The following is a 19,518-nucleotide window of genomic DNA, read 5'->3' on the forward strand; positions in this document are numbered from 1 at the left end:
GATCGTCTCCCTCAGCGGTTGTTCGCGGCAACGTCGGCGTCGAGCGCCTTGGTGAGCGCCTGCACCCAGTAGCCGTGCTGGATCGGGTAGAGGCCCTCGTCCTCGGTCTTCACACCACTGGAGATCGGGTTGATGCCGATCTTCTTGGCGTCCTCGTCGGGACCCTGGATTTGGTGGGTGACACCGCGGCTGAGGTCGTTGAACGGTGCGGCCCCGGCCTGGTACGTCTTCTGGCAGGAGCGGAATTCCTCGAGATCGTCCGGGGTGGCCATACCGGTGGCGTTGAAGAAGTCCTCGTACTGCCGGATGCGGGCGGCGCGGGCCGTCCGGCTCTCACCCTTGGGTGCGATGCAGTAAATGGTGACCTCGGTCTTGTCGACGGAGATCGGACGGAAGTGCCGGATCTGCGAACCGAACTGGTCCATCAGGTACACGTTCGGGTACAGGCACAGGTTGCGGGACACGCCGATCATCCAGTCGGCGCGGTCCTCGCCGTACTCGGCGACCAGTTCGTCGCGGCGCTCGTTGAGGGGGCGGTTGGCGGGGTCGGCCCACTTGGTCCACAGCAGCAGATGGCCGTTGTCGAACGAGTAGTAGCCGCCCTGCTGCTTCGACCACTTGCCGGCGTCCATCGCCTTCGTGGCGTTGGTGGACTCACCGGATTCGCGCCGCGACGTCGTCGCCGCGTAGTTCCAGTGGGTGGCGGACACGTGGTAGCCGTCGGCGCCGTTCTCGGTCTGCAGCTTCCAGTTGCCGTCGTAGGTGTAGGTGGACGCACCGCGCAGCACCTCGAGTCCGTCGGGCGACTGGTCGACGATCATGTCGATGATCTTCGTGGTGTCACCGAGGTGTTCCTCGAGCGGCGGGACGTCGGCGTTGAGGCTGCCGAACAGGAAGCCGCGGTAGTTCTCGAACCGCGCGACCTTGGTGAGGTCGTGGGAGCCGTCCTTGTTGAACTGCTCCGGGTAGCCGGCCTCGCGGGGGTCCTTGACCTTGAGCAGCTTGCCGGAGTTGTTGAACGTCCAGCCGTGGAACGGGCAGGTGAACGTGGTCCGGTTGTCCGTCTTGCGCCGGCAGAGCATGGCGCCGCGGTGGCTGCACGCGTTCACCAGGGCGTTGAGTTCGCCCTCCTTGTTGCGGGAGATCACGATCGGCTGGCGGCCCATGTACGTGGTGAAGTAGTCGCCGACGTTCGGGATCTGGCTTTCGTGGGCCAGGTAGATCCAGTTGCCCTCGAAGATGTGCTTCATCTCCAGTTCGAACAGGTCCTCGTCGGTGAAAACGCTTCGTCGCACCTGGTAGCGGCCGGTTTCCGAGTCTTCGATGAGCGCGTCGGCCAGCTTGGCGCGCACGTCCTCGGACGGCGCTGAGTACAGGGTTTCAGTCATGGGATCCTCCAAGATCTCCGGGGGCTTGCGCCCTGCGGGGGCGCCCGGGTCCGGCAATGGATTCCACTCTTGCAGCCTGTGCCCTGCATCACACTAGGCATTTACCGAGTACTGACTAGGACGTGTTCGGCATGCGCACGCCGGGGTCTCGGCGGCCCCGGCGTGCGTCTTGTACCGGGATCAGCCGGCGGGGGTGAACTTCTCCCGGAAGATACGCCGCGGCGCCATCCGCCTGCGTTTGAACGCCTTGATCCCGGCGTCGACCATCGCGGGCGGCCCGCACAGGTACCCGGAGTGGCCGCGGCAGGTGTCGAAGTCCGCCACGAACGCATCGGTGACGTACCCGGACCGCCCGGACCACGTCTCGTCGCTCAGGCACGGAACGTATCGGAACCCCGGGTGCGCCCGCTCCCATTCCCGCAGCAGGTCCACGTCGTACAGGTCGGCTTCCCCGCGCACCCCGTGATACAGGTGGATCGCCCGGTCCGGTTGCGTCGTCAGTGCCTGGCGAGCAATCGATTTCAGCGGGGCGAGACCGGTTCCGCCGCCGAGCAGGATCATCGGACCGGCGTCCTCCGGGTCGAGACGGAAGTCGCCGAGCGGGCCTACCATGTCTACTCGCTCACCGACGGACATCGAGGCGAACACCCAGCCTTCCGTCGCCGCTCCACCCGGTTGCCTGCGGATGTGGAACTCGAGCTGTTTCGACTCGCCCGGTGTGTTCGCCATCGAGTACGGGCGGCCGTGGCCGGTGCCGGGGACCCGCAGTTCGACGTACTGCCCCGCGGAGAACTCGAGCGGGCTGTCGAGCGTGACCAGAACGCGCCTCGTGTCGCGGGCGATGTCCTCGATCGCGGTCACGGTACCGACAAGGTCCCGCAGTGCATGGACGTCGCCCGCGGGCGCCGCGTCCAGGCGCTCGACCACCGTGTCGCTGCACGGGGTCGCCTGGCAGGCCAGCGCGAACCCCTGCTCGCGCTCGGCCGGGGACAGGGTGTTCTCGGGCGACGGTCCGTGGTCGACGGCCCCCGACACCACCCGCAGCTTGCATGTCCCGCACGTGCCTTGATTGCACGAATTCGGCATCCACACGCTGCCCCGGAGGAAGGCGTCCAGGATCGGCTGGTCGGGGCGGCAGTCCACGCTGTCGGTGCCGACCGAGACGGTGAAGGTCACGGCTACACCTCCCACGTGGTCCGCAGTGCGGTCGGGCCGCGGAAACCCCAGCCCCAGAACTCGACGTCCGCGCCGGCATCGCGTTCGAGGTTCGGGATCGCCTCGAACAGCTCCTCCAGGCCGATGCGGCACACGTGGTTGGCGAAGTAGATGCCCGCACACGCGTGGTTGCCGGAACCGAACGCCAGGTGGGGGAGCGGGGGACGCGTCATGTCGTAGTCGGTGGGGGCGTCGTAGACGGCGGTGTCGTGGTTGGCCGAACCGTAGGACAGCAGCACCACGGATCCCTCGGGAAGGAACACGTCCCCGAGCGTGACGTCCCGGGTGCTGATGCGGGCGGTGGCCGACCAGATCGGGGAGGTCCAGCGCATTCCCTCGGAGATCGCCCGCGGAATCAGGGCGGGCTCGTCGACGACGGCCTCCAGCTGCTCGGGGCGGGTGAACAGACCCACGAGCGTCGACGCCATGCCGTGCCCGGGCTCCTGCATCGCGCCCAGCAGGTAGACGAACAGGGTGGGGTAGATGTACTCGCGGTCGCGGACCTGCCCCTCGGGCATGCCGTCGTGCAACCAGTGCGAGATGGCGCTGTCGTCGGGGTCGACGGTCCACTTGTCGATGAGCGGATCGACGACCGCCCGGATCTCGGCCTTCGCCTCGTCGCCCTGCACGAAGCCCTCCGGGTTCGTGAATTCTCCGTTCGCGTCCACGCCCGCGTTGGTGAAGGAGTTCGACAGCCGGTGGAACCAGTCGCGCAACGTGTCCGAGCTGACGTCGTTCAGGCCCAGCAGGTCACCGAGTGCGCGCACGCTGACCGGCTCGCAGTATTGCGACACCAGATCGGCGGTGCCGTCGTTCTCGAACTGCTCCACGTAGCGCCGCGCGATGGGCCGGACGAGCCCGTCGACCCACCGATCCACCTCCGACGGTTGCAGCGCCGGGTCGACCATCGACCGCAGGTCGCGGTGGATTTCACCATTGACTCCGATCACCGCCGGGTGGCCGAACGTGCGCCCGCCCGCCTTCGTGATGATCCCCTCGAAGTCGGGGCTGTTGGCGATGGTGCGGCACAGATCGGCGGTGGTGGCGACGAACGACCCGAGAACCGGGACGTACGCCAGCGGCGCCTCGGCGCGCAGCCGTTCGTACACCGGGTACGGGTTGCGCTCGAGTTCCGTCATCGTGATCTCGTCGATCCAGGACAGCGTGGCGGTCATGTCAATTCTCCTCTTCGAAAACAACTTTCGCGGCCGTGGCGGCGTTGGGGAGAACGTATTGCGCAGGTCGGCGGGCCGTCTAGCCACTCTGCGCGGGGCCTGGACGATGTGCGCGACAAGTTGTGATCGGCATCTCAGTTACCCTCGACTCGGAGTCCCGGCGCAGCTTCAATTGGTCGGAAGAGATACTTCAGCGAGGCAGGTGCATGACGATGGCATCGACGATCACCGAGACCCGGGACTGGGATGCGGCGTCGAGAGCGGTGGCCGGTGCGTACTTTCCCCATACGCTGACCGACCTGTCGTCGGGCGGTGCGATGACCCTGTCGATGCGGACCGTCGACTTCGGTCCCGTCACGCTCGGCAGGCTGGGCTGGGGCGCGGACGTGTCGATCGAATGCGACTACCCGGGCGCGTACGAGGTCAACATCCCGCTGTCCGGTTCGCTGGAGTCCTGTTCGCCGGGCGGCACGGTGGTGTCGCGGCCGGGACAGGCCACCGTCTTCCGGGCGGACGAGCCGACCCTGATCACCCGGTGGAGCGGCGACTGCTCGGTGCTCGGCGTCAAATTCGACGGCGACTTCCTCGAGCGGGAGGCCGACCGGATCCTCGGTTCCGAGCTGCGGACCGGGCTGCGCCTGCCCGCACAGCTGGATCTCACCGGTGCCGCGGGAAACAGCTGGTTCCGTCTGGTGCGCTCACTGACTGCGCAACTGCGGGAGCCGGCCGACCTTCTCGCGAACCCGGTGGTCGGCCCGCAACTCGCCGGCGCGATCACGTCGGCGTTCATCCTCGCCGTCACCCCCGACGAGGACGCCCGCCCGAGCTCCCCGCGACCGCGGATAGTCAAACGCGTTCTCGACGGACTCCACGACGACCCGGCCCGTGCCTGGACCGCGGCCGACATGGCCGAGCTGGCGGGCACCAGTGTCCGCCGCCTGCAGGAAGGGTTCCGCCAGTACGTCGGACGTAGCCCCTCCGAATGCCTCCTCGACATCCGGCTGAGCCGCGCCCACGAAGACCTGAAGGCGCTGGGGTCGAGTGTCACCGTCTCCGAAGTCGCTGCCCGATGGGGCTTCACGCACGCGGGCCGGTTCTCCGCCGCGTACCGCCGCAGGTACGGCAAATCCCCGTCAGAGCTCGTTCGCTTCTGACGGGGAGTGCGCGTGTGTAGACGCTACTTGTTACCGAAGTACGAGACGTCGTCGTTGCCGATGAGGTCGGGCACCGTCCAGCCGTCGAGGTCGTACTCGGACAGGCACTGCTCGGCGAGGCCCTTCATGGAGGCGACGTCGCCACGGTTCTCGGCGGCGAACAGCAGTTCGGCCTTGACGTTCTCGTGGTTGCCGGAGTAGTTCCGCTCGTACAGTTCGTGGCGGCCACCGAATTCGCTGCCGATCGAATCCCACAGTGCCTTCATGATCTTCACGCGTTCGACGGCGGTCATGCCGTCCGAGCCGCGGACGTACTTGTCGAGGTACGGGCGGACGTCGGGTGACTTGAAGTCGCGGGCGCTCGACGGCAGGTAGATCAGGCCGGACGCGACGTCCTGCTCGATGATCTCCTTGATCCGCGGGTAGCCCTGGATCATGAACATGCGGTACGTGAGACCGTATTCGAGCTTGGGGATGACGGTGTCGCCGATCCACGGCTCGGGGTTGCGTGCCATGGATTCGGTGAGTGACCAGAACAGGTTTCGCCATCCGATCACTTCACCGACGCGGGTCTGGACGCCGCGGAAGCCGCCGGCCCCGGTGGCGTCGAGGGCCTTCATCAGCATGCCGGCGATGAAGTCGAGCTTCACCGCGAGACGCGTGCAGCCCTGGAACGTGAAGCGGGGCAGGAACCCCGACTGCGGGAAGAAGCCGTTGATCTTGTCCACGTCGCCGTACATGAAGACGTTCTCCCACGGCACGAGCACCTTGTCGAAGATGAAGATGGTGTCGTTCTCGTCCATCCGGCTCGAGAGCGGGTAGTCGAACGGGGTGCCCATCACGGCCGCGTTCTGTGTGAACGAGGACCGGCAGATCAGTTTCACCCCGGGCGCGTCCATCGGGACGGTGCAGATGAGGGCGAATTCCTTCTTCTTGATCGGGAGGCCGTAGTGGGCGATGAAGTTGTAGTTGGTGATTGCGGAACCAGTCGCGACGACCTTGGCGCCACTGACGATCAGGCCGGCGTCGGTTTCCTTCTCCACCTTCATGAACACGTCGCCGACCTCGTCCGGCGGCAACTGGCGGTCGACGGGCGGGTTGATGATCGCGTGGTTCCAATAGAGAACCTTCTCCTGCGATTCCTTGTACCAGCGCTCGGCGTTGTCCTGGAACGGCGAATACAGTTCCTTGTTGGCGTGCAGGGTGCCGAGGAACGACGCCTTGTAGTCGGGGGAGCGGCCCATCCAGCCGTACGTCATGCGCGCCCAGGTGGCGATGGCGTCGCGTTCCTTCAGCAGGTCGTCGGAGGACTTCGGCGCCTTGAAGAACGGCATCGTCACGCCGCCGTTGCCGGTGTCGGTGGAGGTGGTGACCTTGTCGACGTGCTCACCGGTGTGCATCGAGTCGTAGAGGCGGGCGGTCATCCGGATGGGGTTGCGGAACGCCGGGTGCGTCGTGACGTCCTTCACCCGTTCCCCGTGCAGCCAGATCTCGCGGTCGTCGCGCAACGACTCGATGTACTCGTCGCCGGTCATCGGGCGGGTGGCGAAGTTGGCGGTGCGGTTGGCCTCGCAGTCGGCGGCAGGGTTGACCTTCGTCGGGTCGACCGCGGTCTCGGGAGTGCTTTCGGTGGTGGTCATGGGAGTGAAGTCCTTTCGGATTCGGCAATCAGTGGGCAGGCTGAAGATGGAATGGGGTGAAGGAGGTGGTGGAGTCGAACCATCCGTTGTTCGGATCGTCCATCGATCCGTTCCACGCGGCCGACGCGGACGGCGAACCGAGATCGTGGAAGGTGCTCCGGTAGAACAGCAGCGGATCCTTGCCGCTGGATTCGGCGGCCACGATCTCACCGATGAAGATGATGTGGTCGCCGCCGTCGTACTCCGCCCACGGCTCGCAGGACAGCGTGGCGGCGGCGCCGCAGATGACGGGGGCCGTCGGTCCGTCGGCCCACACGGGTTCGGGATTCTGCGGGCGCCCGGCGAAATGCATCGCGGTGTCCACCTGGTCCGCGGCGAGGATGTTGACGGCGAACGGAGACTTGCTCAAGTAATTGCAGGCCTTCGACTTTCGGGTCAGGGTGATCTGGCACAGCCTCGGTTCGATCGAGACGGCGGTGAAGGCGGTGACCGTCGCTCCGTGCGGCAGACCGTCGGAGTTGGCGCACGTGATGACCGTGACTCCGCTGGCAAACTGCCCGAAAATGTTTCGGAGTTCGCGCTGCTCCATGTTCGGAGCCTCCCTTCCTGTCCGGGGCGCTGTTGAGGTACGGAGAAACGTACGACTGCGGGAACGGGGCGTCGATCCGCTGAGCGCGGAGGTGATCCGCTTTGCGCGGAGAGTTGAGGCGGGGCCTCGATTGCATTGCGGAGTGTGCGCGGTCACACTGGTGCCATGTCGGTCACGTCGAAGATTTCCCGCCCCGAGGATTGGGACGAGGCGTCACACGTCGTGTCGGACGTGTACTTCCCGCACATCCTCACCCCGCTGAGCAGGTCGAAGGCGACCAATACGGTCGCGGAGGCCGTGGAGCTGGGCCCGGTGAAGATCACCCACATCGGCTGGGGTGCGGACGTGTCGATCCGGTCCGACCACCCCGGCGCGTACGCCGTCAACGTCCCGCTGTCGGGGCACCTCGAGTCGGTGACCGGCAGGAACGAGGTGCTCTCGGCGCCGGGTTCCGGAATGATCTGCCCGCCCGACACGTCGACGGTCATCACCACCTGGAGTGAGGAGTGCTCCATCATCGGGGTCCGCGTCGACCGGGACCACCTGCACCGGGAAATGTCGCGGATCCTGGCCCGGCCCGACATTCAGCTACCCCCGCAGATCGACGTGACCACGGAGAACGGCGCGAGTTGGCTCGCTCTGGTGCGGTCGTTGCTGAACCAGATGCTGGAATCGGGCGGGGTGCTGGGCAACGCGCTCGTCGCGGAGCAGTTGTCGGGTGCGGTCACCACCGCGCTCGTGCTCGCCGCGGTCCCGGACGACGGGGCCGGGGTGGGATGCGCGCGTCCGCGGATCGTGAAGCGAGTGGTCGACGAGATCCACGCCGACCCGTCGCGCGCCTGGACGGCGGCCGACATGGCCGAGGTCGCCGGGGTCAGCGTGCGCCGGTTGCAGGAGGGGTTCCGCGACTACGTCGGGGTGAGCCCCCGCGACTACCTGCTGGACGTGCGACTCGAACGCGTCCACGACGACCTGCTGCGCGCGGACGGTGCACCGACGGTCGCCGAGGTCGCGATGCGCTGGGGTTTCACCCACACCGGCCGGTTCGCGGCGGCGTTCCGCCGCAAGTACGGTGTGGCGCCCTCGGAGGCGCTCCGGCGCTGACGGTCCGGGCTCAGCCGGTGTAGGAGAAGATGGTCGCCATGCCCGCGGCGAGGTGATAGTCGTTGTGGCAGTGCGTGATCCACTGACCAGGATTGGTCGTGTCGATGTCGGCGGCGACGGTCTGGCCGGGGAGCACGATCACGGTGTCCTTCCGCGGTCCGGAGCCGTCGATCCGGGCCACCGCGAACGTGTGCCCGTGCAGGTGCATGGGGTGCCACATCATCGTCTTGTTGGTGTAGACCAGTCGTACCCGCTGATCCGAGTGCACCGTCAGCGGTGTGTGGTCGGGATACGCCTGGCCGTTGACCGTCCACGAATACGCCTTCATGTCGCCGCCGAGCGACGCCTCCAGGGTGGCGGCAGGGTCGAGAACCGGTAGCCGCGTGGCCTCGGTGGCGCGCAGGTCGGCCACGGTGAGCGGCGGTGCCGCGAGCTCGGCGGGCATCACCGTGGGTGCGGGGGCCGCGCCGCCCCCGGTGCGGACCACCGCGAATCCCTGCGCGCCCTTCCCCTCGGCGACCGCGACCAGCGGGAACACCCCGTCCTGCAGGGTGACGACGGCGTCGTACCGCTCGCCCATGCCGATCAGCACCGAGTCGGTGTCGACCGGATCGACGGGGAAACCGTCCGTGTCCGTGACGGTCAACCGGTGGCCACCCAGCGCGACCCGGAACGCCGTGTCGTCGCCGGCGTTGATCAGCCGGATCCGGGTGCGTTGCCCCGCTCGCGCGGTGAACACCACCGGGTCGGCGGGAGTTCTGCCGTTTACGAGATACACCGGATACCGCACGTCCCCGGCGTCGCCGCCGAGCGCGGCCGATTTCATGTCGGGGCCCGGCGCGGACGCCATCGTGCCGCCCCGCAGGTCGTCGAAGACCTGCGTCGGCGTGCGATCGGTCAGCCAGTCGGACAGCACGACGACGAACTCGGCGTCGTAGTTCGCAGGTGCCCCGGGGTCGTCGACGATCAGCGCCCCGTACAGCCCGCGACCGCGCTGAAGATCGCCGTGCGTGTGATACCAGTACGTTCCCGGGTCGGGCGGGATGAAGTCGTAGACGAATTCGTCCCCCGCCGGGATCGGGGCCTGCGTGACGTCCGGGACCCCGTCCATGTCGTTTCGGATGGCGAGTCCGTGCCAGTGCACCGTCGTGGGGTCCGGGAGCTGGTTGCGAAACCGCACCTGGACCCGGTCGCCGACGTTCGCGCGCAGAATCGGGCCCGGCAGTTGCGTGTTGTACAGCCACGCCGCGGTGCGCGTGCCTGCGAGGTCGACGTCGGACTGCGCCGCGGTCAGTTCGTAGGCGACCGGCCGGCCGCCGGGGAACCGCTGCGACTCGGCCTCGGCGAACGCCCGCACCTGCGGCGAATCCGGCCCGATCGCGGCCTCGGTGTTCTCGGTGCGAGCGCAGGCCCCGGTGAGTCCGAGCAGCGCGGCTCCCGCGCCCCACTGGAGCACGCGCCGCCGGGACAACTGCGCGTCGAGTGGACGGTTGCCGGGCATCCCCCGCTCCTTCCGCGGGTAGACCTTTTCCCGTGACGCTACCCGGGCGGGGTCAGGCGAGGGCGCCGATTCGCGCCCGGTCGCGGAGGGCGATGAGTTCGCGGGCGTGCGCGTCCAGCTTGCGATCCTCGCCGGACTGCGGAACCCACTGCCGCACAGCCGTTGCCGCGCCGTCGTCGTCGACAGCGGCGACGACGGTGAGGCAGTGGGTGGTGAGGTTCATTTCCCGGGTGCGCGGGTCGCCCGATCGCACGTGCACCGAGATGTGCATGGTCTGCGCGCCCGTGTGCAGCAGGCGGGCGTCGACCTCGACGACGTGCCCGATCTGGATCGGGCGGTAGAACCGGACACCGCCGGCGTACACGGACACGCACGGGGTGCCGTTCCACGACGTGCCGCAGAGGTAGGCGGCCTCGTCGATCCAGCGCATCACGGTCCCGCCGTGAGTCTTGCCGCCCCAGTTGACGTCGGTGGGCGCGGCCAGGAAGCGGGTCAGTGATTCCGGTGCGGTGCCCGCGTCGGTGTAGCTCTGCTTGCTCATCGCCTCTTCGATGTCGGCCCGCAGGCCGATGCGCATGACGGCCTCCTCGGACTCGGCGTGGTCTGTGGCGGTGACGGGCTTCCACGGCGGCACCGTCGTCGGCTTTCCGGAGTCGTCGACGGCCACGAAGATGATCAGGCAGTTGCTGGCCTCGGTGAACTGCCCGGTCCGCGGATCGGCGGACGAGACCGTGCACTGGATGTGCATGCTGGAGCGCCCGGTGTGGACGAGCCGTGCTTCGACCTCCACGAGGTGTCCGGACTCGATGGACCGGGTGAATTTGATGTTTCCGACGTACGCGGTGACGCAGTAACTACCGCTCCAACCGACCGCGCAGGCGTACGCGGCCTTGTCGATCCATTCGAGGATGCGGCCGCCCTGGACTGCACCTCCGAGCGTCGCGACCTCGGTGGGTGCGGCGAGGAAGCGGAGGGTGATGCTGCGGGGAGGGGTGGTCATCGATGTGTTCCTCGGGTGTTCGACGTGGCCGGCGCGAGGGCGCGCACCGGGCGACGGCGAAACGTCGTTGTCCGCCGGTGGCCGGGAAATTATCCCACAGTTGCCCCTAACCGACCCGTTCGCGATGTGAACGGACCGCGGTTGACGAACGTCTGTGACTGCGGGCACACTCGACCAGGACCGCACAGCGTTCCCTGTGTACGCACAGCGTGCACGAGTGATCGGATCAGGTGATGAGCTCAACCTCGACGACGACCGCACCCCGGGCGGACCTGGCCTGCCTCGACTACGTGGACCGGGAGTTCTACCTCCCCGCGCAGCGGGTACTGCCGTGGACTGCGAACCTCGCCGCACTTCCCGGCGAACCGGGGACGCCGCTGCGGATGACGGGCGTCGTCCGGTCCCGCACCGGCGAACCGCTGTCGGGTGCGGAGATCGAGATCTGGCACGCGGACGCCGACGGATGCTATTCCGGGTACTCCGTGGAGATCCTGCGCAACAACCTGCGCGGCATCGTCGTCACGTGCGCGGGCGGCCGCTTCGACATCGCGACGGTGCAGCCCGCGCCGTGCGAATTCTCCAGCGCCCGAGGTGATGCCGACGTGGGTCACCTCAATGTGATCGTGCACGCGCGCGGCTACCGGCCGCTCGAGACGCGCGTCGTTCCCAGTGTGGGCGGTGCGCGAGTGGTGGGGGAGTCCGCCGTCGAGACACTCGTCGACGTCGGTGCCGGCGGTGCGGTCTCCTGCGATTTCGTGCTCGACCCGATCCGACCGGCGTGCGGCCCTCAGCCGGTATAGCCCATGTCCGCACTCAGGGCGGCCGCGGCGGCGAGGACGCACGGAACGGCCTGTTCCCGGAACTGCGCCGGAGTGTTGCGTGCCGACGAGGTGGAGCACGCGACCACGCCGACCACCGTGCCTGCGGCGTCGCGGACCGGTGCGGCGAGCGAGATCAGCCCCTTCTCCAGTTCCTCGGCCGTCAGCGCGAAGCCCTGTTCCCGGACCTTCGCGAGTTCGCGGTCGAGTTCGGCCGCGGAGCCGATGGTCTCCGGTCCCAGCTTCTGGAACGTCGACTCGGCGACCACCCGTTCGACGACGTCGACGGGTGCCCAGGCGAGGAGGGCGCGGCCCATGGACGTGGCGTACGCGGGGACGCGGGTGCCCACGGAGACGTTGATGCTCATGATCCGCCGGACGGGGACGCGCGCGGCGTAGACCACGTCGGCGCCGTCGAGCACGCCGAGCGACGCGGACTCCTGGGTCTTCTCGGCCACCTCGAGCAGTCGGGGCATCGCGGCCTCGATCAGCGCGTGCGACTCCGAGTAGTGCTGTCCGATGCTGAGCACGCGAGGGGTGAGCGACCACCGGCCTCCCGCCCCCGCGACGTACCCCAGCTTCTGCAGGGTGAGCAGAATCCGGCGGACGGCGGGTCGCGACAGTCCCGCTTCCGTCGCGAGTTCGGCGAGCGTCGGGTTCGGGCGCTGGGCGTCGAACGCCAGCAGCACTGCGAAACCGCGCTCGATGCTCTGGATGTAATCGCGATCGCTCTCGGTCATTGCGGCCTCCACCAGCGATTCGTGTGCTTCTTCGGACTCGGGGTTGACATTTCAATGTGACTGCGCGCACAGTAGTGGTGTACGCACAGCGTGATGTTAGTACGCAGAGCGTACAGATGCAAGAACTTCCGGCGTGTGAACACCAACCGCGTCGCCCAGAACTCGATAACCGCCCTGTCCGAATTCCTTCAGCCCGAGGAGAAACGATGACCACCACCGAGAGCCCCACCGCAGCCGGTTCCGGTTCCGCCGCCACCGACAAGTTCAAGTCCGAGCGCGTCAGCGCCGACACCTCGCCCGAGCGGCTCGCGGCGATCGCCAAGGACGCCCTCGGCGCGCTCAACGACGTGATCCTGAAGCACGGCGTCACCTACCCCGAGTACCGCGTGTTCAAGCAGTGGCTCATCGACGTCGGCGAGGGCGGCGAATGGCCGCTGTTCCTCGACGTGTTCATCGAGCACTCCGTCGAAGAGGTCCTCGCCCGCTCCCGCAAGGGCACCAAGGGCAGCATCGAGGGCCCGTACTACATCGAGAACTCGCCCGAACTGCCGTCCAAGTGCACCCTGCCGATGCGTCCCGAGGACGAGAAGATCACCCCGCTCGTCTTCGCCGGTCAGGTCACCGACCTCGACGGCAACGGGCTCGCCGGGGCGAAGGTCGAACTGTGGCATGCCGACAACGACGGCTACTACTCGCAGTTCGCACCGCACCTGCCCGAGTGGAACCTGCGCGGCACGATCATCGCCGACGACGAGGGTCGCTACGAGATCACCACGATCCAGCCGGCGCCCTACCAGATCCCGACCGACGGCCCGACCGGCCAGTTCATCGAGGCGCAGAACGGCCACCCGTGGCGTCCCGCGCACCTGCACCTCATCGTGTCGGCGCCCGGCAAGGAGTCGGTCACCACGCAGCTGTACTTCAAGGGCGGCGAGTGGATCGACAGCGACGTCGCGTCGGCCACCAAGCCGGAACTGATCCTCGACCCGAAGACCGGCGACGACGGCAAGAACTACGTCACCTACAACTTCGTGCTCGACCCCGCGTGACCCGTTCCACCCGTACAGAAAGTGATCCGATGACCGACCTGTCGATCGTCTCCGTCGAAACGACGATCCTCGATGTGCCGCTGGTGCGTCCCCACAAGTTCGCGACCACGTCGATGACCGCGCAGCCGCTCCTGCTGGTCGCGGTGAAGACCGCGGGCGGCGTGACCGGCCACGGCGAGGGCGTCGTCCCCGGCGGCCCCTGGTGGGGCGGTGAGTCGGTGGAGACGATGCAGGCGATCATCGAGAAATACATCGTCCCGGTCCTGCTGGGGCGGGGCGTCGACGAGATCACCGGCATCATGTCGAACATCGAAAGGGTGGTCGCGGGCGCGCGTTTCGCGAAGGCCGCCGTCGACGTTGCGTTGCACGACGCCTGGGCGCGCAGCCTGGGTGTGCCCGTGCACACGCTGCTCGGCGGCGCCTTCCGAAAGGGCGTCGACGTGACCTGGGCCCTCGGCGCCGCACCGGCCGAGGAGATCATCGAGGAGGCCCTGGGTCTCGTCGAGTCGAAGCGGCACTTCAGTTTCAAGCTGAAGATGGGCGCGCTCGACCCCGCCGTCGACACCGCGCGGGTGGTCCGGATCGCGCAGGCGCTCGAGGGCAAGGCCGGTGTCCGGATCGACGTCAACGCCCGATGGGACCGGCTCACGGCGCTGAAGTACGTGCCCCGCCTCGTCGACGGCGGCGTCGAACTGATCGAGCAGCCCACCCCCGGTGAGCAACTCGAGGTCCTCGCCGAGCTGAACCGCCTCGTCCCCGTCCCGGTGATGGCCGACGAGAGCGTCCAGACCCCGCACGACGCGCTCGAGGTCGCCCGCCGCGGCGCCGCCGACGTCATCGCGCTCAAAACCACCAAATGCGGTGGCCTCGCCAAGAGCCGCGAAGTGGTCGCCATCGCCAAGGCCGCCGGAATCGCCTGCCACGGCGCCACGTCCATCGAAGGCCCGATCGGAACCGCCGCGTCCATCCAGTTCGCCTGCGCCGAGCCCGGCATCAACTTCGGCAGCGAACTGTTCGGGCCCCTGCTGTTCAGCGAGGAGCTGCTGCAGGAACCGATCCGCTACGCCGACGGCCAGGTGTCCCTGCCCGAAGGCCCCGGACTCGGAGTCGAGCTCAACATGGACGCAGTCAAGACCTGGACCAGGAACTGAGGAGGACACCACCCGATGGCACTCTTTCACGTGCGCATGGACGTCGCCATTCCCCGCGACCTCGACCCGAAGGTCCGGGACGAGACCATCGCCAAGGAGAAGGCCTACTCGCAGGAGCTCCAGCGCTCCGGCAAGTGGCCCGAGATCTGGCGGATCGTCGGTCAGTACAGCAACATCAGCATCTTCGACGTCGAGTCGGCCGACGAACTGCACGAGATCCTGTGGAACCTTCCACTTTTCCCGTACATGAAGATCGAGATCATGCCGCTCACCCGGCACGGTTCCGACATCAAGTAGGCCACGGGCGGCGGAGCCGCCTACTTCTGCCGCGCGAGCAGCCGGTCGACGGCCCGCACGCTGAGCACGTGGTCGAGTGCCATGGTGGCGCTGCCGACGACGCCCGACAGTTCCCCGTGCGTCCAGGGGAGGATCTGAAGCTGCTGGGTTGCCACGGCGATCGCGTTGCCGTACAGGGTTTCGCGTAGCCCGGCGACGAACGTGTCGTACGCCTGCGCCATGTCGCCGCCGACGATCACGACCTCCGGGTTGAGGAGGTTGATCGCCCCCGACAGGACCTCGCCGATCTGACGCCCGCTCTCGCGGATCATCCGCCGGGCCTCGGCGTCGCCGGCGAGGGCGAGGGTGATCACGTCGCGGATGTGCGTGACTTCGCGTCCCTGCTCCTGCAGGTTGCGGACCAGTGCCCACCCGCCGGCGACGGCCTCGATACATCCCACATCACCGCAGCGGCACACCACCCCTTGTGCCGCTGCGGTTTTCGTGTGTCCGATCTCGCCCGCCGCGCCCAGGGCGCCCCGCTGCAGCACACCGCCGGACACGAGTCCGGCGCCGAGCCCGGTCGATGCCTTGATGAGCAGCATGTCGGCGAAGTCGCGGCGTTCCCCGCGCCGCTCGGCCAGGACCATGACGTTGGCGTCGTTGTCGACGAAGACGGGCGCGTCGGTGACGTCGGCGAGGAACGGCTGCAGCGGGACGCCGTCCCAGCCCGACATCATGGGGGAGTTCAGGCTGCACCCGCGTTCGGTGTCGACGGTGCCGGGGAGGCTGATCCCGATCCCGACCGTCCGCCCCGCGGTCTCGCCCAGGCCCTCGCGCAGCGCGAGGAGGCGACTCGCGATGACGGGCATCAACTCGGCCGGGCTCGTGCCGATCTCCTGCTCCACGTCCTCGGCGACGATGACGTCGCCTGCGAGGTCGCAGATGGCCAACTGGGTGCGGCTGCGGCCGATGGCGGCCGATAGCACCACGCCGGCCTGCACGTGAAACGAGAGTTTCACCGGCGGGCGTCCGCCGGTCGAGACGCCTTCTTCGCGTTCGACGACGAGTCCCGACGCCTGCAGTGACGACACCCGGGCCGCGACGGCCGTGCGGGACAGCCCGGTGAGGTTGCCGATCTCGGTGCGCGTGGTGGCTAACCCTGCGCGAATGAGGGCGAAAACGTCGCCACCCGTCGCCGGGGAGGTCGTCGAGCGAGGCGTCCGCATGCAGGCCATTCAACCAACCGGACACGCGTCTGACAACGTAAGGTTCAGATCTTTGTTCGCCGAAATACTTAAGTCTGTATTGATTGAAAGCCAAAGGTCGCCTACTCTCGTCTGTGATGGCCCACACATCCGGCTTTCAGAGGGAGATGACATGTCACCAGCGACCACCGTGGAACCGTGCGATTTCGTCGTGTTCGGCGGCACCGGCGACCTGGCGGTTCGTAAGCTGCTTCCCGCGCTCTACCTGCGCGACAGGGACGGTCAGCTGCCCGCCGAAACCCGCGTGATCGGTGCCTCGCGAGCCGGTCTCGACACCGACGGCTACCGCGACAAGGTGCGAGGAGAACTCGCGCGGTTCGTCTCCGGCGATCAGCTGGATTCGGACACCTGTGAGCGATTTCTCAATCGCCTCGAATACGTCACCGTCGACGTCGCGGACTCGGCGGACTGGGCGGGCCTGCAGGACTGTCTCGCCGACCGGGAAGGTGCCATCCGGGTCTTCTACCTGGCGTGCGCACCCGGCCTGTTCGGGCCGATCTGCGAGAACCTCGCCCTGAACGATCTCGCCGACGCGCAGTCCCGCGTCGTGCTGGAGAAGCCCATCGGCCACGACCTCGCCTCGGCCCGCGCCGTCAACGACGCGGTCGGCGCAGTGTTCGAGGAATCGCAGATCTTCCGCATCGACCACTACCTCGGCAAGGAGAGCGTCCAGAACCTGCTGGTCACTCGATTCGCCAACACGTTCCTCGAACCGCTGTGGAACTCCTCGTCGATCGACCACGTGCAGATCAACGTCGCCGAGTCGCTCGGAGTGGGCAGCCGCGGCGGCTACTACGAGTCGGCGGGCGCGCTGCGCGACATGCTTCAGAACCACCTGTTGCAGATGCTCTGCCTCGTCGCGATGGAGCCGCCCACCTACGTCGACCGCGAGACCGTGCGTGACGAGAAGCTGAAGGTGCTCCAGGCCCTCAAGCCGATGAGCCCGCAGGACGTCGAACGGTGCACGGTCGCAGGCCAGTACGGTCCCGGGCTCGCCGACGGCAAGGCCGTCCCCGGATACCAGGACGACGTCGAGAACCCGGACAGCACCACCGAGACGTTCATCGCCGTCAAGGCCGAGATCCAGAACTGGCGGTGGGCCGGCGTGCCGTTCTACCTGCGCACCGGCAAGCGCATGGACCGGCGCTGCTCGGAGATCGTCGTGCAGTTCAAGCCCGTCCCGCACCCCATGTTCCCGGGCAGCGAGGGCCACAGCGAACCCAACCGCCTGGTCATCCAGTTGCAGCCCCACGAGGGCATGCGCCTGCACATGACGGCGAAGGAACCCGGCCCCGGCGGTATCCGCCTCAAGCCGGTGTCGCTGGACCTCAACTACATCGAAACGTTCAAGCGTCCGTCGCCCGACGCCTACGAGCGGCTGCTGATGGACGTGGTCCGGGGCAACCCGACCCTGTTCATGCGCCGCGACGAGGTCGAGGCCGCCTGGGAATGGGTCGAGCAGATCCTCGTCGGGTGGCAGAAGTCCGAGCGCGCACCGCGGCGGTATCCGGCCGGCACCAACGGACCCACCGACGCGACCACCCTGATCGAGCGCGACGGCCGCGCCTGGCACGAAGGAGTTACCGCATGACCGACGCGCACACACCCACCGCCGACGTACACCCCGTCCTCGCCGCCGTCACCGAACGCATCATCGAGCGCAGCAGGCCCGAGCGCACGATCTACCTCGAGCGCATCCGGCAGGCCGCCGATCGCGGTCCGGCGCGCGGCAAGCTGGCCTGCGCGAACCTGGCGCACGGCTTCGCCGCGTCCGGCCCGGCCGACAAGAAGGCGCTGCGCGCCTTCGTCAAGCCCAACATCGCGATCGTCTCCTCGTACAACGACATGCTGTCGGCGCACCAGCCGTTCGAGCACTTCCCCCGGCAGCTGAAGGCCGCGGTCATGGAAGCGGGCGGCATCGCCCAGTTCGCGGGCGGCGTCCCCGCCATGTGCGACGGCATCACCCAGGGCCGCGACGGAATGCAGCTGTCGCTGTTCAGCCGCGACGTCATCGCGATGGCGACGGCGATCGGCCTGTCCCACGACATGTTCGACGGCGCCCTCATGCTCGGCGTGTGCGACAAGATCGTGCCCGGAATGCTCATCGGCGCACTCGGATTCGGCCACCTGCCGACGATCTTCGTGCCCGCCGGGCCGATGACGTCCGGTCTGCCCAACAACGAGAAGTCGCGCGTCCGCCAGCTGTACGCGGAGGGCAAGGCCGACCGCGAGCAACTGCTCGACGCCGAGGCCGCGTCGTACCACGGTGTCGGCACCTGCACGTTCTTCGGCACAGCCAACTCCAACCAGCTACTCATGGAGGTCATGGGCCTGCACCTGCCCGGGTCGAGCTTCGTGAACCCGGGCACCCCGCTGCGCGAGGCCCTCACGTGGGAGGCCGGAAAACGCGTCACCGGTCTCACCTCGCTCGGCGACGACTACACACCGGTCGGTGAGGTCGTGGACGAGAAGGCCGTGGTCAACGGTTGCGTCGCACTGCTCGCGACCGGCGGATCGACCAACCACACCATGCACCTCGTGGCGATCGCCCGCGCCGCAGGCATCACCCTCACGTGGGACGACCTGTCGGACCTGTCCGCGGTGGTGCCGCTGCTCGCCCGGATCTACCCCAACGGCTCGGCGGACGTGAACCACTTCCACGCGGCGGGTGGCCTCGGCTACGTCGTGTCCTCGATGCTGGACGCGGGACTGCTGCACGAGGACGTGAAGACCGTCGTCGGCGCCGGACTCCGCCGGTACACCGAGGAGCCGAAGCTGTCCGGTGAGGGCGTCGAATGGCAGCCGGGCACCCGAATCAGCCTCGACACCAACGTTTTGCGCGGACCGGAAGATCCGTTCGACGTCAACGGCGGCCTCAAGATGCTGACCGGAAACCTGGGTTCGTGCGTGATGAAGACGTCGGCCGTCCACCCGGACCACCGCGTGGTGACGGCCCCGGCCCGGGTGTTCGACGATCAGCTCGACTTCCTCGCCGCGTTCGAGGCGGGCACGTTGACCGGCGATTTCGTGGCCGTGCTCCGGTACCAGGGGCCGCGCGCCAACGGCATGCCCGAATTGCACAAGCTCACACCGGTACTCGGTGTTCTGCAGGATCAGGGCCGCAAGGTCGCGCTGGTCACCGACGGCCGGATGTCCGGCGCGTCCGGGAAGGTGCCCGCGGCCATCCACCTCACCCCCGAGGCGGCCGCGGACGGACCGCTCGCGCGGGTGCGTGACGGCGACGTCCTCACCGTCGACGCGGTGACCGGATCCGTGAACGTGCACCTGGGCGACGAAGAACTGGCCGCCCGCCCGGCGACCGGTCGTGCGCCGGGCGCCGACGAATGGGTCGGCACGGGCCGCGAACTCTTCGCCGGCCTGCGTGCCGCCGTCGGACCGGCGACCCAGGGCGCCAGCGTTTTCCACCCCCAACCTGTCTAAGGAGTATTC

The 19,518-nt window shown here is 67.9% G+C and carries 17 protein-coding genes; 8 read left to right on the forward strand and 9 right to left on the reverse strand.

Annotated elements, in window-relative coordinates:
- Positions 1–11 precede the first annotated feature (11 nt).
- The 3 genes from benA to MLGJGCBP_RS30930 all read right to left on the reverse strand — a co-directional run bounded on the left by benA (position 12) and on the right by MLGJGCBP_RS30930 (position 3,778).
- Positions 12–1,388, reverse strand: a complete 1,377-nt coding sequence (benA, locus tag MLGJGCBP_RS30920; protein WP_087559172.1) for a benzoate 1,2-dioxygenase large subunit — start codon at positions 1,386–1,388, stop codon at positions 12–14.
- A gap of 180 nt (positions 1,389–1,568) precedes the next feature.
- Entirely contained in the window at positions 1,569–2,564 is a 996-nt protein-coding gene (locus MLGJGCBP_RS30925; RefSeq protein ID WP_160100444.1) for a 2Fe-2S iron-sulfur cluster-binding protein, read from the reverse strand.
- Between the two features lie 2 nt (positions 2,565–2,566).
- Positions 2,567–3,778 carry a cytochrome P450 gene (locus MLGJGCBP_RS30930; protein WP_095862376.1) on the reverse strand — a complete coding sequence of 404 codons (1,212 nt, stop codon included), beginning with the start codon at positions 3,776–3,778 and terminating at the stop codon, positions 2,567–2,569.
- A 206-nt stretch (positions 3,779–3,984) separates the two neighbouring features.
- Between MLGJGCBP_RS30930 and MLGJGCBP_RS30935 the strand changes: the two genes are divergently transcribed.
- A complete protein-coding gene (locus MLGJGCBP_RS30935) occupies positions 3,985–4,932 on the forward strand; it encodes an AraC family transcriptional regulator (protein WP_087559169.1) in 948 nt (315 codons plus the stop codon).
- A gap of 23 nt (positions 4,933–4,955) precedes the next feature.
- On the opposite strand, the gene MLGJGCBP_RS30940 is transcribed toward MLGJGCBP_RS30935, so the two are convergent.
- Positions 4,956–6,572 (reverse strand): 4-hydroxyphenylacetate 3-hydroxylase family protein, encoded by a 1,617-nt coding sequence (locus MLGJGCBP_RS30940; RefSeq protein ID WP_160100446.1) that lies wholly within the window; start codon positions 6,570–6,572, stop codon positions 4,956–4,958.
- A gap of 28 nt (positions 6,573–6,600) precedes the next feature.
- Positions 6,601–7,161: a flavin reductase family protein gene (locus MLGJGCBP_RS30945; RefSeq protein WP_087559167.1), complete on the reverse strand. Its 561-nt coding sequence runs from the start codon at positions 7,159–7,161 to the stop codon at positions 6,601–6,603.
- A gap of 165 nt (positions 7,162–7,326) precedes the next feature.
- Between MLGJGCBP_RS30945 and MLGJGCBP_RS30950 the strand changes: the two genes are divergently transcribed.
- The gene (locus MLGJGCBP_RS30950) at positions 7,327–8,265 is read left to right on the forward strand and encodes an AraC family transcriptional regulator (RefSeq protein WP_160100448.1); all 939 of its coding nucleotides are present in this window, start codon (positions 7,327–7,329) and stop codon (positions 8,263–8,265) included.
- A 10-nt stretch (positions 8,266–8,275) separates the two neighbouring features.
- On the opposite strand, the gene MLGJGCBP_RS30955 is transcribed toward MLGJGCBP_RS30950, so the two are convergent.
- Positions 8,276–9,766, reverse strand: a complete 1,491-nt coding sequence (locus MLGJGCBP_RS30955) for a multicopper oxidase family protein (protein WP_160100450.1) — start codon at positions 9,764–9,766, stop codon at positions 8,276–8,278.
- 52 nt (positions 9,767–9,818) lie between these two features.
- Entirely contained in the window at positions 9,819–10,766 is a 948-nt protein-coding gene (locus MLGJGCBP_RS30960) for an acyl-CoA thioesterase (protein ID WP_160100452.1), read from the reverse strand.
- Positions 10,767–10,999: 233 nt separating this feature from the next.
- Between MLGJGCBP_RS30960 and MLGJGCBP_RS30965 the strand changes: the two genes are divergently transcribed.
- Positions 11,000–11,566, forward strand: a complete 567-nt coding sequence (locus MLGJGCBP_RS30965; RefSeq protein ID WP_160100454.1) for a dioxygenase family protein — start codon at positions 11,000–11,002, stop codon at positions 11,564–11,566.
- Here MLGJGCBP_RS30965 and MLGJGCBP_RS30970 read toward each other — a convergent pair.
- Entirely contained in the window at positions 11,554–12,324 is a 771-nt protein-coding gene (locus MLGJGCBP_RS30970; protein ID WP_160100456.1) for an IclR family transcriptional regulator domain-containing protein, read from the reverse strand. The two genes, MLGJGCBP_RS30965 and MLGJGCBP_RS30970, sit on opposite strands and share 13 nt — an antisense overlap.
- Before the next feature lie 206 nt (positions 12,325–12,530).
- On the opposite strand from MLGJGCBP_RS30970, the gene catA reads away from it, so the two are divergent.
- From catA to catC, 3 genes are read left to right on the forward strand one after another with little or no spacing between them, the layout of a single operon-like run.
- Positions 12,531–13,373, forward strand: a complete 843-nt coding sequence (gene catA, locus MLGJGCBP_RS30975) for a catechol 1,2-dioxygenase (protein ID WP_087559162.1) — start codon at positions 12,531–12,533, stop codon at positions 13,371–13,373.
- A 29-nt stretch (positions 13,374–13,402) separates the two neighbouring features.
- The gene (locus MLGJGCBP_RS30980; protein WP_160100458.1) at positions 13,403–14,524 is read left to right on the forward strand and encodes a muconate/chloromuconate family cycloisomerase; all 1,122 of its coding nucleotides are present in this window, start codon (positions 13,403–13,405) and stop codon (positions 14,522–14,524) included.
- A 15-nt stretch (positions 14,525–14,539) separates the two neighbouring features.
- Complete coding sequence (catC, locus tag MLGJGCBP_RS30985; protein WP_160100460.1) at positions 14,540–14,821, forward strand: muconolactone Delta-isomerase; 282 nt, start codon at positions 14,540–14,542, stop codon at positions 14,819–14,821.
- 20 nt (positions 14,822–14,841) lie between these two features.
- Here the strand turns inward: catC and MLGJGCBP_RS30990 are convergent, their stop codons facing one another.
- The gene (locus MLGJGCBP_RS30990) at positions 14,842–16,029 is read right to left on the reverse strand and encodes an ROK family protein (protein WP_160100462.1); all 1,188 of its coding nucleotides are present in this window, start codon (positions 16,027–16,029) and stop codon (positions 14,842–14,844) included.
- Between the two features lie 151 nt (positions 16,030–16,180).
- Here MLGJGCBP_RS30990 and zwf point away from each other — a divergent pair, with 151 nt between their 5' ends.
- Positions 16,181–17,659 (forward strand): glucose-6-phosphate dehydrogenase, encoded by a 1,479-nt coding sequence (gene zwf / locus MLGJGCBP_RS30995; RefSeq protein WP_160100464.1) that lies wholly within the window; start codon positions 16,181–16,183, stop codon positions 17,657–17,659.
- Positions 17,656–19,509 (forward strand): phosphogluconate dehydratase, encoded by a 1,854-nt coding sequence (gene edd / locus MLGJGCBP_RS31000; RefSeq protein WP_160100466.1) that lies wholly within the window; start codon positions 17,656–17,658, stop codon positions 19,507–19,509. Before zwf ends, edd begins: the two co-directional genes overlap by 4 nt.
- Positions 19,510–19,518 lie beyond the last annotated feature (9 nt).

Source organism: Rhodococcus sp. T7 (genome assembly GCF_009872365.1).
Classification (GTDB): Bacteria; Actinomycetota; Actinomycetes; order Mycobacteriales; family Mycobacteriaceae; genus Rhodococcus_F.

Excerpts from the sequence above, each read along its gene's own strand:
- zwf (WP_160100464.1), top strand. The coding sequence starts at position 16,181 with ATGTCACCAGCGACCACCGTGGAACCGTGCGATTTCGTCGTGTTCGGC.
- MLGJGCBP_RS30935 (WP_087559169.1), top strand. The coding sequence starts at position 3,985 with ATGACGATGGCATCGACGATCACCGAGACCCGGGACTGGGATGCGGCG.
- MLGJGCBP_RS30990 (WP_160100462.1), bottom strand. The coding sequence starts at position 16,029 with ATGCGGACGCCTCGCTCGACGACCTCCCCGGCGACGGGTGGCGACGTT.
- MLGJGCBP_RS30940 (WP_160100446.1), bottom strand. The coding sequence starts at position 6,572 with ATGACCACCACCGAAAGCACTCCCGAGACCGCGGTCGACCCGACGAAG.
- MLGJGCBP_RS30970 (WP_160100456.1), bottom strand. The coding sequence starts at position 12,324 with ATGACCGAGAGCGATCGCGATTACATCCAGAGCATCGAGCGCGGTTTC.
- edd (WP_160100466.1), top strand. The coding sequence starts at position 17,656 with ATGACCGACGCGCACACACCCACCGCCGACGTACACCCCGTCCTCGCC.
- MLGJGCBP_RS30980 (WP_160100458.1), top strand. The coding sequence starts at position 13,403 with ATGACCGACCTGTCGATCGTCTCCGTCGAAACGACGATCCTCGATGTG.
- MLGJGCBP_RS30950 (WP_160100448.1), top strand. The coding sequence starts at position 7,327 with ATGTCGGTCACGTCGAAGATTTCCCGCCCCGAGGATTGGGACGAGGCG.
- MLGJGCBP_RS30955 (WP_160100450.1), bottom strand. The coding sequence starts at position 9,766 with ATGCCCGGCAACCGTCCACTCGACGCGCAGTTGTCCCGGCGGCGCGTG.
- MLGJGCBP_RS30930 (WP_095862376.1), bottom strand. The coding sequence starts at position 3,778 with ATGACCGCCACGCTGTCCTGGATCGACGAGATCACGATGACGGAACTC.
- benA (WP_087559172.1), bottom strand. The coding sequence starts at position 1,388 with ATGACTGAAACCCTGTACTCAGCGCCGTCCGAGGACGTGCGCGCCAAG.
- catA (WP_087559162.1), top strand. The coding sequence starts at position 12,531 with ATGACCACCACCGAGAGCCCCACCGCAGCCGGTTCCGGTTCCGCCGCC.
- catC (WP_160100460.1), top strand. The coding sequence starts at position 14,540 with ATGGCACTCTTTCACGTGCGCATGGACGTCGCCATTCCCCGCGACCTC.
- MLGJGCBP_RS30965 (WP_160100454.1), top strand. The coding sequence starts at position 11,000 with ATGAGCTCAACCTCGACGACGACCGCACCCCGGGCGGACCTGGCCTGC.
- MLGJGCBP_RS30960 (WP_160100452.1), bottom strand. The coding sequence starts at position 10,766 with ATGACCACCCCTCCCCGCAGCATCACCCTCCGCTTCCTCGCCGCACCC.
- MLGJGCBP_RS30945 (WP_087559167.1), bottom strand. The coding sequence starts at position 7,161 with ATGGAGCAGCGCGAACTCCGAAACATTTTCGGGCAGTTTGCCAGCGGA.